This is a genomic window from Oculatella sp. LEGE 06141 (assembly GCF_015207605.1).
In the GTDB taxonomy this organism is placed as follows: Bacteria; Cyanobacteriota; Cyanobacteriia; order Elainellales; family Elainellaceae; genus Oculatella.
Window position 1 is genome coordinate 31,640 of the sequence record NZ_JADEWO010000024.1, and the last position, 14,799, is coordinate 46,438.

At 45.5% G+C, this 14,799-nt stretch carries 13 protein-coding genes; 11 read left to right on the forward strand and 2 right to left on the reverse strand.

Going from position 1 to position 14,799, the window contains the following annotated elements:
* Positions 1-2 precede the first annotated feature (2 nt).
* The 4 genes from IQ268_RS16795 to IQ268_RS16810 all read left to right on the forward strand — a co-directional run bounded on the left by IQ268_RS16795 (position 3) and on the right by IQ268_RS16810 (position 4,538).
* The gene (locus tag IQ268_RS16795; RefSeq protein ID WP_193881342.1) at positions 3-1,616 is read left to right on the forward strand and encodes an ATP-binding protein; all 1,614 of its coding nucleotides are present in this window, start codon (positions 3-5) and stop codon (positions 1,614-1,616) included.
* Between the two features lie 261 nt (positions 1,617-1,877).
* Positions 1,878-2,843 carry a TauD/TfdA family dioxygenase gene (locus IQ268_RS16800; protein ID WP_193881345.1) on the forward strand — a complete coding sequence of 322 codons (966 nt, stop codon included), beginning with the start codon at positions 1,878-1,880 and terminating at the stop codon, positions 2,841-2,843.
* A 10-nt stretch (positions 2,844-2,853) separates the two neighbouring features.
* Entirely contained in the window at positions 2,854-3,381 is a 528-nt protein-coding gene (locus IQ268_RS16805; RefSeq protein ID WP_228035448.1) for a hypothetical protein, read from the forward strand.
* 119 nt (positions 3,382-3,500) lie between these two features.
* The gene (locus tag IQ268_RS16810) at positions 3,501-4,538 is read left to right on the forward strand and encodes an ABC transporter substrate-binding protein (protein ID WP_193881351.1); all 1,038 of its coding nucleotides are present in this window, start codon (positions 3,501-3,503) and stop codon (positions 4,536-4,538) included.
* Here the strand turns inward: IQ268_RS16810 and IQ268_RS16815 are convergent.
* Complete coding sequence (locus IQ268_RS16815; RefSeq protein ID WP_193881353.1) at positions 4,535-5,107, reverse strand: hypothetical protein; 573 nt, start codon at positions 5,105-5,107, stop codon at positions 4,535-4,537. The genes IQ268_RS16810 and IQ268_RS16815 overlap by 4 nt on opposite strands.
* A 402-nt stretch (positions 5,108-5,509) precedes the next feature.
* Between IQ268_RS16815 and IQ268_RS16820 the strand changes: the two genes are divergently transcribed.
* The 3 genes from IQ268_RS16820 to IQ268_RS16830 all read left to right on the forward strand — a co-directional run bounded on the left by IQ268_RS16820 (position 5,510) and on the right by IQ268_RS16830 (position 8,829).
* Positions 5,510-6,544 carry an ABC transporter substrate-binding protein gene (locus IQ268_RS16820; protein ID WP_193881356.1) on the forward strand — a complete coding sequence of 345 codons (1,035 nt, stop codon included), beginning with the start codon at positions 5,510-5,512 and terminating at the stop codon, positions 6,542-6,544.
* A gap of 78 nt (positions 6,545-6,622) precedes the next feature.
* Complete coding sequence (locus tag IQ268_RS16825; RefSeq protein ID WP_193881359.1) at positions 6,623-7,660, forward strand: aliphatic sulfonate ABC transporter substrate-binding protein; 1,038 nt, start codon at positions 6,623-6,625, stop codon at positions 7,658-7,660.
* A gap of 20 nt (positions 7,661-7,680) precedes the next feature.
* Complete coding sequence (locus tag IQ268_RS16830) at positions 7,681-8,829, forward strand: aromatic ring-hydroxylating dioxygenase subunit alpha (protein WP_193881362.1); 1,149 nt, start codon at positions 7,681-7,683, stop codon at positions 8,827-8,829.
* Between the two features lie 45 nt (positions 8,830-8,874).
* Here IQ268_RS16830 and mobF read toward each other — a convergent pair whose 3' ends face one another.
* On the reverse strand, positions 8,875-10,881 hold the full coding sequence (gene mobF, locus IQ268_RS16835) for a MobF family relaxase (RefSeq protein WP_193881365.1): 2,007 nt from the start codon (positions 10,879-10,881) through the stop codon (positions 8,875-8,877).
* A gap of 1,033 nt (positions 10,882-11,914) precedes the next feature.
* Here mobF and IQ268_RS16840 point away from each other — a divergent pair.
* From IQ268_RS16840 to IQ268_RS16855, 4 genes are all read left to right on the forward strand, one after another.
* Positions 11,915-12,247, forward strand: a complete 333-nt coding sequence (locus tag IQ268_RS16840) for a hypothetical protein (protein ID WP_193881368.1) — start codon at positions 11,915-11,917, stop codon at positions 12,245-12,247.
* A gap of 93 nt (positions 12,248-12,340) precedes the next feature.
* A complete protein-coding gene (locus tag IQ268_RS16845) occupies positions 12,341-13,204 on the forward strand; it encodes a hypothetical protein (protein ID WP_193881371.1) in 864 nt (287 codons plus the stop codon).
* A 2-nt stretch (positions 13,205-13,206) separates the two neighbouring features.
* Entirely contained in the window at positions 13,207-14,031 is an 825-nt protein-coding gene (locus IQ268_RS16850; protein WP_193881374.1) for a hypothetical protein, read from the forward strand.
* Positions 14,018-14,782, forward strand: a complete 765-nt coding sequence (locus IQ268_RS16855) for a hypothetical protein (RefSeq protein WP_193881377.1) — start codon at positions 14,018-14,020, stop codon at positions 14,780-14,782. Before IQ268_RS16850 ends, IQ268_RS16855 begins: the two co-directional genes overlap by 14 nt.
* Positions 14,783-14,799: the final 17 nt, after the last annotated feature.

Genomic DNA, 14,799 nt, shown 5'->3' on the forward strand with positions numbered 1-14,799 from the left:
CAATGAATAACGAACTTAACACCTATATTGATGCAGGGCATAACGTGATCTCCCTGCAAACTCAACTGATTGAACGAACTCGCACAATTGATGAGTTGCGTGACATTGCCCGTCAACGGCAGTTGCCGTGCTACCTCTGGAATCTTGGATCGGGACGATTGCAGCTTATTGAATCTGTAGCTGATTGCCAGAATGACGTAACAGCGATCGAGCAATTCCAAGAGGTAGACCCACTCCAGCTTCTAGAGTTTCTAGGAAAGGATGGGAATCAGGCCATCTTCGTTCTGGAAGACCTTCATCCTTTTCTAGAGACTCATTCCAATGAGATTCACTCTCGAATTGCCACAGAACGCTTGAAGTCGCAAATCGTTAATATTGTTCAGTATTGGCGGGGTAAATTCACTTACTTGATCCTATTGGGATGTAGAGGTGTTGATTTGCCAGAAGCACTAACCTATTTGGTTCCAGAGATTAGGAACCCTTTGCCGGATTATCAATCCAGACGGTTGGCAATATTGCAATTCTTACACTTATATAGATTGCACATAGACTCCGAGCTGCTCTCATCCTTGTTTTTGTCATCTGGCGGCCTAACTATTGAAGAGATCAAACAAGGATTGCGGCTAATTGAGGCTAGAACTGGATGTGGCCTGAGTGGTGAAACTTTAGTAAAGGGAATGATCGATTATAAAATCGATCGCCTCAAGGCATTCAACCTCAGCTTTACCGATCGCCCATCAGTAAGTAACTTCGGAGGCATGGATCAGATTCGCACGGCGATCGCGTCCGTGAAGCAGTATTACACGCCCCAAGCACGAGAAATGAAGATTCCCTTGCCGAAGGGATGGCTATTAGTTGGGCCTCCGGGAACAGGAAAAACTTTTGTCTCCCAGTTCTGTGCCTCAATTCTGAATTTTCCAATGATTAGCGTTGATACCGGAGCGATTGCGGCTGAAGGTGCCTCTTATCTGCGCCGATTGGTCGATCGCATTGAAGCAGCTCAACCAGCCGTTGTGTATTTCGATGAACTAGACAAGCTTTTTCCAGATCCAGGTGTTCCCAGCGATGTAACGCAACGCCAGGTGCTTGGTTTTTTATTGACGTGGCTGCAAAGCAAGAAAAGTGAAACGTTCGTGATTGCAACCCTCAACCGCCTAGATTCCTTACCACCAGAGCTGACCCGTCTTGGTCGCTTTGATGAAATTTTCTATGTTGGGTTTCCCAATGACGGAGAGCGCAAGGAGATTTTGCATTTGCATCTGGCTCGATTCGATTCTCGCTACCGCAATGGGGGTGATCCACTGTCGATTAAGGATTGGCGGATTATCCTCAGCAATACCGTGAACTGCACTGGGGCTGAACTCTCTGTTCTAATCGAAAAAGCAGCAGGACAACAGTTTTGCGAGGGAAGAAATAAGTTTGAACTAGGGCTAGAAGAGATATTAGCGGCTCGATCAGAAATCACTCCACTTTACATTCGTGATACCGATCGAATTCTCCGTATTGAAAATGTTGCCAAACATGTGGCGAAACCTGCTTCATCTCCAGATAATTCAATTTTTGCCCCACCAGTCATGACGCTGTGGGGTCAAGGCTTAGAGCCTAGCTCATCGTAAATGGGATATGGATGGTGACAAAGCATTCTTGCTGAGGCGATCGCGTTCACTGTGATGAATCACACCAACAGACACTGCTATGTTAAGACTCTGAACATACGGAACCATTGTTGAATTTATATCAATGATTCTGTATATTGATGCGATTGTGATTGAAGTTAGTCATGTATAATCGGGAGATCAGGTAATTAGCATTCTACAAAGACTAGGCTCCAAAGATATTTCTCATTGTGTTTTTTCTTTCATCCTCGATAAGGACTTATGAACAAACCCTCTGATATCTTGAGACTAGATCTGAGTTCCGACGATCTGGTCTCAATTGAATGCCTGTTGTCAAAGCTTCAGACAATTTATAAATCGGTAGAGGAATGGACTTTCCTTGAGGAAGTCAGGACGTTAACGAAGAAATTACCTGTAACGGTGCAGGACTTCCTGTCTGAGTTTCAAAGCAGCTCAGCACCTGTATGCCTAATTTCTGGGTATCAGGTAAACGATGCCGAGATTGGGCTGACACCAGAGGACTGGACTAAAAGAGATTCTTCGCTGCCAGCGTTGCTGAGAGTCGATCTCTTGTTTGTCTTGCTCAGCTCCATGTTGGGCGAGGTTTTTACCTGGCAATCAGAACAAAAAGGGCATCTAATTAACGATGTTTTCCCTATAAAAAAACACAAAGACCAACAGATCAGCACGGGAGCCTGTCAGCCTATCTATTGGCATACTGAAGATGCTTTTCTGGTTGATGGTTCGAGACCTAAATATTTGGGTCTGTTTTGTATTCGCAATTCTGATGTTGCAACGACAGTTGGCTCAGTTTCTAAAGCGGTTTCAAGCCTTCCGCTGAAAGTACAAAAGGTCTTGTCTGAGAGACGGTTTTTAATCTCTCCAGACGAAGCCCATATTGAGGGTGACTCCGTTAAGCATCCTCGCGTTAGGAAAGCTATTGTAGAGCGCGAAAGGGTAGCAATAATATCTAGAGAAGACGAAAAATTGGTGGTTCGTCTTGATCCATATTTCACAAAATGTCTCGACGCTGAAGCCGAGTCTGCAATGAAAAGCCTAGTTGCAGCTATAGATTCAGATCTCGGTCAGCAAGTCTTAGAGCCAGGTCATTGCATGTTTTTGAAGAACGACCTTGGCGTTGATGTTGCTGTTCATGGCCGACAAAGCTTCTCTCCATCCTTTAATGGATACGATCGCTGGTGTTTACGCTCTCGCGTTAGCAATTGAGGAAAATGATATGCCTTGTCCCCTCACGTTCCCTCCGTTGACATTGCTTCAACAAAGAGAATATAAAACCAAAGGATATCTTCGCTTGTATGCAGTTTTTTCCAGTTTGGAAGAATTGCGACTGATAGAGGAATGTCAGCAAAGCTTTGTTAGTGGTGTGCCAGAAACCTTCAAAAGAATAGGCAATGACATTCGCCTAATGTCTCGATTAGAGAGCCTTTTCGATTTCGATTGTCAGATTCAGTGTACGGAAGCTGAATTATTTGTCATTGAACCTAATACGTATCCAAATAGCATTCATCGGGAAGCAAGGTCGACAAGTCTTGTGGAAGTTGGCCTTGCTGTTGATTATTCTGCTAAAACCGATGACGGAGCAATGGAAATATTTCCTTCATCCCACCTGTATCCGGTTAAGAAAGGAACTGTAGTTCGCCTAACTTCAGGGGATTTAATTGTCTTCCATCCGGGGTTATCTTATCGATTCCTTCCCAACCGTTCCTCTCGTTCCAGGTCGATGATTTTCCTATCCTTCGCCTGAGTTTAAAGATTTCATCAAGTGAACTTTATCGTGAGCCTTATGTAGATAATTTATGCTATGTAGGGATTAAGGGAGCAGCCTACCAATCTTTCACAAACGGATCTAAAAGTGAGTGTTAAATGGCTTCCCCTTCTTACAATCGTCGCCAAGCTTTGTGTCTGATGGGTGGGGCGGCTGCAAGCAGCTTCTTACATGCTTGTAGCCCCTTCTCAACTAGATCGACCTACCGTTCTCCGAAAAGAGAAAGCCTGAATTCACTACGTATAAATGCAGGAGTGACTACCTGGATTGGGAATAGCGCTCTTTATATAGCTAAGGAAAAAGGTTTTTTTAGTGATGCTGGGTTAGAGCTAAATATCCGCAAATTCAATGTCGTAGCAGATTCGTTTCCTGGATTTGATGTCGGTCAGATCCAGCTTATCCCTCCAGTCACTTCAGAAATTGTTGCATTGGCAGCAAATCAGTCCGACTTTCGTATTGTTGCTATGATGGATCTCTCATCTGGAGGCGACGCGATTCTAGCGCGGAATAGTATTGACGATATTCAATCCTTTAAGGGCAAGAGAGTTGCTGTCACGAAAGGAGGTGTTAGCCACTTCTTCCTGCTTCAGGTTTTAGAAGATGCAGGCTTAACTGAAGCCGAGGTTGGCATCCTCGATATAGAACCGGAGGTGGCTGCTCGCGCCTATGAAGCTGGAAGCGTAGATATCGTATGTACCTACTCTCCATTTCTAGAGAAGGCAAATGTAGCGCAACCAGACGGGCGCATTATTTACGACACATCTCAGAAGCCGACAGCAATTGCTGATGCGTATGTGTTCAGCGCACAGTTTATAGAGGAGAACTATCGTGCAGTTGAAGGCTTTGTGAGTGGCATTTTCAAAGCATTAGATTTCCTCGTCTCTAATAGAGATGATGCCTTGGCGATCGCTGCTGAACCTTTGGGTATCCTCCCAGACGAGCTAGATGTTCAGCTCCAAGGAATTGTGTTGCCTGATCGTCAGATGAATTTGGATATGCTGGCTAATCCCCAAAGTGATCTCTACTTGCTGAAGTCCCTCTCAGCAATGTCCTATTTTTTGCAAAAGCAAGGACAGGTGGCAACCCTGCCAAACCTGTCCAATATCATTGATACTCGTTTTATTTCTAATTTCTAACGAAGTCCAAACCCCTGTCCTTTAAGAAATTCTTCCCAAAATAAATCCAACAGATTCTTCTCATCAGTTGGGGTCTCTGCATTGTAGGGAAAAATGCTTGGTGGTTTTGCGTTCAACTTAACTTTTTGACCTTCCCTCTCTACAAAGAGGACGGCAGAGCATCTATGTCGTTTAATATCGTTTCCTTGAATAAAAATAATTTCTTCCCGGTCGGGATGGTTTTCAATACCTCCAACTTCTTGTAGCTGGTCATCCGTCACGGTATTGTCAACCATAAAAGCCCCGTACCAAAGGAATACACAGATCAAGCCTGTGTATTTTCTGGCGCTTTTGGCGCTTTTACCCAATGCTCGAATTATCCTCTCTCTTGCCTGTTGGTCGTCAAACCTGAGTGGAACATCAGGTCTTCCGGTCACAATCCCTTGAGCTGTTGTTTTGAACTCTCCATCTTTCCCGTAAATGAGGAAAAGTTTTGGAATATCAAAGACGTATGCTTCCTCCTGAATCAGTTTTAGGCAAGACTGAACTTGCTTAGAAAGCAAGTCGTTGACTAGATCACTTTGCTCCATATCTTTTTCTGTGCCTTTATTTCTATAAGTTTTTCCAGCTTCAGTGTGGGTTGTCAGGAGTATTTTGCTTTTGCTGGTAGGGTATCAAGCAAACGTTCGACGGTTGACATAATTCTCGCTATCGGCTACTATCCTATGTCTAAAAAAGAATGGTTCATCTACACTTACGCCTGCTGCTATGGGCGTTAATCCTTGGATTGGTTAAGCTTCGCCTCACGTCGCTTAAGAAAAAAAAGATTATTTCGAGAATTCGGTTGATTTTAGCTGATTTGCAATTATCTTCTAGTTAATCTGAGTATCGATTACTTCTTTATTTTGAGAAGTAGTAAGAAGCATCTACCACCGCTCTTGGGTCTCCGATCCTTTAACTCTAAAGACCTTCTGAGGTAGTGGAATAATTTCATGCATAAACAATATCGTTCTGGACGATGGACTCGTCGCCAAGCTCTTTGGCTCCTTTTTGGAGCTTCCAGTAGCATTGGCTTACACGCTTGTGCTCCATCTGTTCGATTGACGGCATCCCCAGGGAAGCTCACACCAGTCACAGTCGGAATTACGCCTTGGATTGGGTGCGCTCCTCTTTACATTGCCCAAGAAAAAGGGTTTTTCCGGGAGTCAGGGATAGATCTGGAGGTGAGGAACTTTACTTCTAGCTTTGAAAGCCTTCCTGCTTTTTCAGCAGGGCGACTACAGATCATGCAAGTGACCACTCCCGATGCCGTCACGTTGGCATCCCAGGGAACCGATTATCGTGTAGTCGGCGTAATGGATACGTCGTCTGGAGCCGATGCGTTCTTGGCGCGAAAGAGCGTTCGAGACATCTCCGACTTTAAAGGTAAGCAAATAGTAGTTCAAAGGGGTGGAGTTGGGCATTTTCTCTTGCTTCAGGTTCTAGCTGAGGCAGGGTTGACCGAGAGCGATATTAGCATTGCTGACATCGAAGTTGATGCTGCTGCTGCCGCATATCAGGCAGGAAATGCAGAAATTATCTACACTTTCTCCCCTTTCTTGGAGCAGGCAAACATCGCCCAACCAGATGGACGAATTATTTACGACACCTCCAAAATACCAGCAGCGATCGCTGATTTGTATATTGCTATCCCTGCATTTGCTCAAGAAGAACCTCAAAGTATAGAAGGGTTCCTTCGCGGTATTTTCAAAGGGTTAAATTTTCTGCAAACTCAACAATCAGAAGCACTGGAGATTGTTGCAGAATCGTTAGATGTCGCACCAGATGAGGTAGAAACCCAACTAAAGGGTGTTCGCCTACCCAATCTACAAACCAACCTGGAAATGCTAGGCAATCCTCAAAGTGAGTTGTATATGCTTGAGTCAATGAACGCAGTGGCGGAGTTTCTCAAAGCTCAAGATCAAATCCAGTCGATTCCAGATTTATCGGACGCGATCGACTTACAGTTCCTTCAAGCCCTAAGTTAATTCGATCTTGACACACCAATCACAGAAAAGTAGGATTGTCTCGCGATAATTTCTCCGTAAGAAAGGACTAAAGAGCTTGTGAATAAGGTTGTATCTCACAGACACTGGACACGCCGTCAAGCTCTTTGGCTCCTTGCTGGAGCCTCCAGTAGCATCGGCCTGCATGCTTGTACTCAAGATAGACCAAGATCGACCACCTCGATTACTTCGCTTACTTTTGGTAGTACGCCTTGGATTGGGTGCGCTCCTCTTTATATTGCCCAAGAAAAAGGTTTTTTCCAGGAAGAAGGCTTAGAGATACGTCTGAACGATTTTAGTTCCAGCTTTGAAGCGATTCCGGCCTTTGCAGCAGGGCAGCTACAGGGAATTGCCCCAATGACTACTCCCGATGCCGTCACGTTGGCATCCCAGGGAACTGATTATCGCGTCATCGGCGTAATGGATACGTCGTCTGGAGCCGATGCGTTCTTAGCGCGAAATAGTATTAGCAATATTCAAGCCTTTAAGGGCAAGAGAGTTGCCGTCCAAGAAGGGGGAGTTGGACACTTCTTTTTACTTCAGGTTCTAGCTGAGGCAGGGTTGAGCGGCTCTGATGTAGAAATCGTCAACATCGCACCTGACGCAGCAGCAGCAGCATATCAGTCAGGCAACGTGGATATCGCTTACACTTTTTCTCCGTTCTTGGAGCAGGCAGACATCGCCCAAACAGATGGGCGAATCATTTACGACACGTCCAAAATGCCAACAGCGATCGCTGATTTGTATCTTGTCAGCCCCGATCTGACCCAGGAACAGCCGCAGGTTGCCGAAGGGTTCCTTCGTGGTATCTTCAAAGGGTTAGATTTTCTGCAAACTCAACAAGCAGAAGCACTGGAGATTGTTGGGAAGGTACTGCGTATCACGCCAGATGAGGTAGAAGCCCAGCTAAAGGGTGTTCGCCTACCCAATCTACAAACCAACCTGGAAATGCTAGGCAATCCTCAAAGCGAGTTGTACTTACTTTCAGCCGTAAATGCCGTAGCAATCTTTCTGAAAGCACAGAACCAAATCAAAACGGTTCCAGATTTAGCAGAGGCGATCGACTTACAATTTCTTCAAGCTCTGGAGAATAGTTGATTGGGCTATTCTGAAGCGTTATGACTACTGAGGTTCATATGAACAACGGGCTGCTTCCAACCATCCAACAGCAACAAAACCCTAATACAGCATTCTCCCTTCCCTCAAGCTTCTACACTGATCCTGAAATTTACAACCTGGAAAAGCAGAAGATTTTTGGCAAATCTTGGTACTGCGTTGGTTTGACGCACCAACTTCCAAAGCCTGGTGCCTACTTCACAGTCGATATTGCTGAGTGCCCTATAGTGTTGCTTCGGGATAAGCAGGGAACGCTGCGAGCGTTTTTCAACATTTGCTCCCATCGGGCTGGCCCGATCGCTCGTGGTTCAGGCCAAGCCAATCTTTTAACTTGCCTATATCACGCCTGGTGCTTTGACCTGGAGGGCAACCTGAAAGGAGCACCTGAGATGAAAGAAGCAGAAGCGTTTGATTGGAGTGCTCATGCTTTAACGCCGCTTCTGGTTTCCACCTGGGGATGCTTTATTTTTGTCAATCACGATCTCCATGCCGAACCACTGGCTACATACCTTGGAGATATGCCTGAGCGATTCCAGAACTATTTACAAGATCAAGATCTAGCGTTGGCGCACAGAGCTGAGTATTGGGTAGATGCCAATTGGAAACTCTTTGTAGAGACCAATATGGAGAACTACCACGAGCCAACGTTGCACCCCAGCTTAGCCCCTTATTACAAGGAGATTGAGACAGAAGCTAAGGGAAATTACACCTATCAATGGTGCCCTGAAAAAGATGTCGCCTTCCTGAATAAAACGGAACGTGAGGATGAGCACCCAGACACAATCTTTCCTGGTTTATCGCCAGCAGAGATGAGCGCCACTCGACTGGTGACATTCTTTCCAAATTTTGATCTAGGCTGCTCGCCTGGTTCTATCTCAGCGGTCATTGTTGACCCGCAAGCAGTTGATCGGACTCGCATTGAACTGTTTTGGCTCGTGCCCAACACAGAAGCAGCACTTTCATCTGATAACCTGTCCCCTATGATCGTTGCACGAGATCAGGTTCACAGAGAGGATTTGCAAATCCTCCCAGATTTGCAAAAGCGACACGCCTCTGGACATTATCGCCCTGGCAGAATTTGTCCTACCCGTGAGGTTGGTTTGCTCTTGTTTCAAAATCTGGTTATCCAGTCTTTAAACGAAGCTGGTTAAAAGACTTGTTCAGAGTTTGCTGAATACTTCACAGATGACACAAGGCTATAGTTGAAGATCTGATTGCTTCCGCCTTTTTTTGGATCGTGCTTTTTGTGCTGCAACGATTCGCTGTTGTTTCTGTGCTTGAGACCGCTGGTAAAGTTGCTCGATCGCTTCACAGTCCTTCTGGGTTAATCCATGTCCTCGATACCCTACAGTAGACCACTCCAGAATTTTGTGCCCAGTATAACCAGTGGGATGTTGTTGCCATCGATAAAGCTCAGGGTAGTTACTACCTGAATCCTTGATTTGATAACCGTTGAATGTGATACGGCTCGGTGAGGGGCTGCTCATTTTGGCTCGTTCCCAAATTGCCTGAATAATTGGAAGAATACGGTTCACATAGTCCTGCTGTTCTTTGCTCAATGGGTCTGGTTGCTCAATGGGTTGTGGTGCTTGGGTGGGTGGAGATGAGACGGCAGAACTTGGGAATGCTGCTCCAATCTCTCCAGGCGATCGTTGATCTGGTCGATCTGAGTTAAGAGCGGCTCTAAGCTTTTGTGCAACCCGTTCTCCAATACTTGAGCCAAGGTTTGGGTCAAGGTTGATTCCACTAAACGGCTGTTGAGCGGTTGGGAGTGTTGTTCCAGTTTCTCCAGGCGATCGTTGAGCTGGTTGAGTTGAGACGAGAGCGGCTCTAAGCTTTCGTGCAATACGATCTCCAAGGTTTGGGTCAAGGCTAATTCTAAGACGCTTTGCTCGCAGGCGATCGCGACGGATGGTGATTTCGGTGGTGCTTTTCGAGGTCTTGGCATGAGGAGTGATCCAATAGAGTTGGGTGGATGGAGTAGCGTGTTGAACGGGGTCGAGTAATTGATGCAACCCTGATTCTCGTTGGAGCGTTGCTTGAGTGATGTACTTTTCTGGATCAGACGGAAGTTGTATTAGTTCAGGATTGGTCTCGATGGCATCCTGCAACAACCCAAATGGGTGTTGCCCAAAATAGTGTTCTAACGCGAATTGCTCGATCTGGGTTCGCTCAAACACATCGTTTTGCTTCTCTTCTTCCGCCTCGTCTTGCCCAGTTGCGTGTCGAATTGCCTCAGCAATAATGGCGATCGCCTTGTAATTCTCACTGTCAGGTCTGGGTTCTAACTCGATCGGAGGAAGTGGGGGCAGTGACAAATTGTGAGTAGCGAGAGCCTTCCACCAACCTCGGTACAAAACATCCAATGAGCAAGCCTTGCCCTTAGTTTTGCGGGTTTTTAGTGCAGCCTTCTCTCGCTGTGCGGCTGAAGGAGGTCGGCCAAGAGCTTTCTCCACATCTGCTAAATATGCTTTGATATCTTTTCTGCGAGTCGAGTAAAGATCCTTTACCTCCTGGCTGTATCGGTTCAACTCAAACTGGCCGTTGGTTAATGGCTTGATCTCGTAGCCGATGCGCTGAAGATTGAAGGCCAATTCATTTTGGTAAATCTGTCCTATCAACTTCTGGTGAATGAAAACGGCTTCGTTGCTCATGCTTTGCCATTGTCCCGTCTGTCGCTGCGTCGTGTTGATCACAACACAATGAGTATGCAATTGCGGCTCTTGTTCTCGATTAGTGTAATGCCGGAATGTAGCAGCAACGATGTTTCCAGTATGATCAAAAGTCCGTATGCCATTCCTCGTCACCCTGGTTTGAGAAAAGCGTTGTTCTAGAACTGCGAGCGCTGTTTCAACAGCATGATCATGAGCCAGCCACACGCGCAAATCATTTTGGATTAAAGCAGCGATCGAAGCACTTTTAGGCGCACTAAAGGTATAGTCTGTGCCTGCTCGATGGGACTTGGGGTCGATTCTCCTAGCGTGTAACCGTTGACCGCTAGGACTGTACCCGTGTAGGAGTTGCTTGAAGTCAGATGAACGGACTTCGCCTTGCAACCCTAGTGCGATCGCTCCAGTGCCAAACCATCGGCCACTGGAAATGGTTGAGTTCGTGGCTGCACCAGATTCACTCTGTGTGTAGTAATCATCTTCCTCATAGTAGTTTTCTGCTTGGGATGCAGAAACGTTCTCTTTAGACATCATCGGCAATGCCCTCTCAGTTAGTTGATGGGTAACTATACGACGTTTCAAGGAAAAGTCTTAAAACGGTTGATGCCGCTATTTTATAACATTTTTACTTGAAAAGAAGGCGTCTTGTGTGAGAAAACTGGCAAAAATAGTAGTAGAGATCATAATTCAAAAAAATGGAGACAAGGCAAGAACATCTTAGGAAATGTTGCCCAATAAAACTGAGATAGTTGGAAAGTTAAAAAACAGAGTTGATTTAGCAATAACGCGATCAAGTTCTAGAGATGTAACGGCTACAACGTATATAAGACAGAATGAACGAGACTTAAAAAAGATAGCAATAACGCCGTTTGTAAAACAACAAAAAGTTAGATTAGATGTCAAAAGTCAAGACAAAATAATGTCAATTTCAGAGTAAGTGTAGTGTCAATATATTGTAAAAACGGTGTCAAAGTAAGAGGAAATCTACATTGAAAGCAAAATAAAGCGCTTTTGAGAAAAATGAATACGACATCGTAAACGAAGTATATATGTTTCAAATACAAGTTGTTGATGTTAATAGAAGCAGGATGGATGTGGCATCAAGAACAAGATGAACATAAATGTCATTGTTGAAATGAATATCGGGATATGGTGGCCGTATCGAGGTGAACATCGTGCCAGCAGCTAGATGTATGAGGTCAGATATCCGATGAGCATCGTGCTGTGTTGAAGTGGTTACAACCTTGCTAATAAAGCAGACATGATGCCAGACATAGAGTGAGCAGGGGTTTCAGGCCGTTTCAAGGACAGAAGGGTTATAGATTCATGAGTATGAGGTGATGCGGACGTATCCAAGTGGCAATACTGAGACTTGTCCTTACCGTTATGCCAAGTCTCAATTGTGTAGCAGGTAGCAGTAACCCGATGAGCATGGCATCGCTAACAAATCGGTGTAGGGCTATTAATAAAATTAATCAAATCTTTTGCATAATTTTCTGCCTAACTAGCGATAAGTCAGTAGGTGGGCATGAAACCACTGATATTCCCCTAGTTGAGGTCACCTCCCATGAGTCAAAATGAATACACCACTACGCATATTGAACAGGCCCATCAAGTTCTAACTGAGTTGGCCCGTCAGCCGAAAGCCCGGTTTACCATGCAAGAATTGATCGCAGAATTACTCGAACCGCTTCAGAATGCGTTGAAATTGCACACGTATGAAGAAGTCGCATCTGGTTTGAAATCGTCATGTGGGATTGAGATCAAAGCCAGCACACTCAAGCAATATGTGACGCGATGTGCGCGAAGCCACCAGTCCATACATGCAGTGCCCGATCCCCGTCCTTCAACCACTTCAACCAGTGGAAAGCGGAAGCAAAGGCAGAGCCGAGCGTTTTAGAGTCTCGAAATCTTTGCATAATTTCTGCGTAACTTGCCATAAGTCAGTCGGTGGGGTTAACCCCACCAACACTCCCCTTAAAAATCGACTCCCATGCCGAAGATCGAATATAGCAGCGAGCAGATTAACAAGAGCCATCAATCGTTGGAGGCTTTGGCTAGTCAGCCGAAAACCCGGTTCAGCGCGATCGAATCGATCGCAGCCCTACTGGAACCGATTCAGCGTGCATTGCAAGAGCACAGCTACGAGGAAGTAGCATCGTGTTTGAAGCAGGATGGCATTGAGATCAAGGCCAACACACTGAAGCAATACGTATCGCGATGTGCGCGAGATTGCAAAACGGAAAAAAAGACGGGAAAAAATAGGAATGTACAGAAGACGGCAAACATCCCACCTGCTGAACTGTTAGCTAGTTCTTCAACCAATGGGAAACAGAGGGGAGTGTCTCCAGAGTCTCGCTCTGAGAATAATGTTGCACAGGTTTCGCCTCCAACGGCAGAAACAACTGAAGCTCCTGCGCCAGTGCCGCTAACAAAAATCACAGAGAACACAGAGAACACAGAAACTTTTGGACAAGCAGACTTGACCTCATCAACTTCTATATCAACTTCTATGACAGAAGAAACTGAAAATCAACCAGAAATCAAAGAGAACCAGAAAAGGGAAAACAATCAAGCGTCTCCAGAGTCTACGTCTGAGCCTACGCCAGAGTCTACGCCAGAGTCTACGCCAGAGTCTACGCCAGAGCCTACGCCAGAGCCTACGTCTGAGCCTACGTCTGAGCTTACTCCAGAGCGCAATTTGAAGCATGACTTGATTCCAGTGCTGGCAACGACCGTTTCATCTATGCATGAGCAGAGCAACCGGGAGGGCGACCAGGGAAAAAATTCGACCCCCACTCCTTGGGTTGAGCCTAGATTCAATCTCAATCGAGTTAGACCTAAAAGGGATAAGTAAAAATGGCATCCGCTAAATCATCAAAACCGACAAATCGCATTGTTTTGATCCTGGGTGGCAAAGGAGGAACTGGAAAAACCCTGTTTTGCCTTCTGACCTACTATTTTCTAATCAAGGATGGCCTAAACGTCATTGCCTATGACAGCGATGTGGAGAATCCGGAGTTTCATGAATATCATGCCTCATCCACTCATCCTGTGCAGCTATTGAATTTCATGGAAGTCAGTGAAGCCAAAACATTCTTTACTGACCTGGCTACCAAAACTCCCGATGTAGCCCTATTCGACATGCCTGGAGCACATGGTCAGGACATGCGATCGCAGATTAAAAAGTTCGGCTTATTCAAGATTGCTGAGAAGTTAGGCTATCGGGTGACAATCGTGACTGTACTTAATAATGACTACAACACGATTAATAGTCTTGAGCTGATGATGGGTTTTTGTCAGGAGGAGGCCGACTACGTGGCAGTAAAAAACCAGCTATGGGCACAAGAGGAATCACCTTTTAAGCGATGGAACGAGTCACCAACTCGTACCCGATTTGTGGAACTCAACGGGATTGAAATAGAAATGCCCGTGCTCGACCGAAGCACCTGTAGCGAATTGCATGAAGGGGCATACTCTTTCTTTCAATTGGATCAATTGAGCTTTGGTGATCAAATCCTGGTCGAGAGCTTTTTGGAAATGAGCGCTCCCCAGGTTGAGTTGGCTAGTCCTTATATAAGTTCCAAACGCAACGGTAAGGGTAAGAAAGCAACAGCTACAACAGTCACAACAGCCAGCAAGCCATTAGTCGCAGCAGTGGAGGAAATCGGTGAACAACAATGACCATTCCAACGAGAGTGAATCCGATTGGAATGAGACTCTAGAAATGATGAAGAAATGGGTAAACGACAATGACCCTTCCAACGAGGGTGAATCTCGTTGGAATGAGGCTCTAGAAAATTGGAGGAACTCGGTGAACAACAATAACCCTTCCAACGGCTTTGTCTCATATGCAACTGAGCTAGCTGAACTCAAAGAGTTAATCGGAAAGCTTTGGAAATCAACTGATGCTTTCAAACTTGCCTCCCAGGATGAACACAAACGAACCCAAGACCAATTAGCCCAATGGACACAAATCAATCTGAGATTGCTGGATCTGCTATCAGACAAGACATTAGAGACGCAGCGGCTAGCGGAGAACTTCGACAAGCTGAACATTTGCTTTTCCTCATTCAATCAGGAGTTGACGGAATTAGGATCGCAAATCGAAGCACTGAGCAGTGGCTTACAGCAATTGAATCCCAACAGTTTCAACGACAACTTCAAGGATCAGTCGATCCATCCAGACCGTTTACAGAAGTCGATCGCTCGGCTCGAAACTCAAATTCAAAAGGCAATGGAACTCCAACCTACCCCCGTGGCAATGGAATGGAACTGGAGTAGACCTCTATCAACAATGAGTTTTGCTCTTACGTTTTCCGTTTTGATATTTCTGGGGTGGAATACCTTCAGCACAGAAACATCACTCTCCCACATTAAACAACGTGTGGAATGGAGTCTAATTAAACTTGAACGGTTAGAAAACAGCCAATAGCAAAGGCATTGAGACAA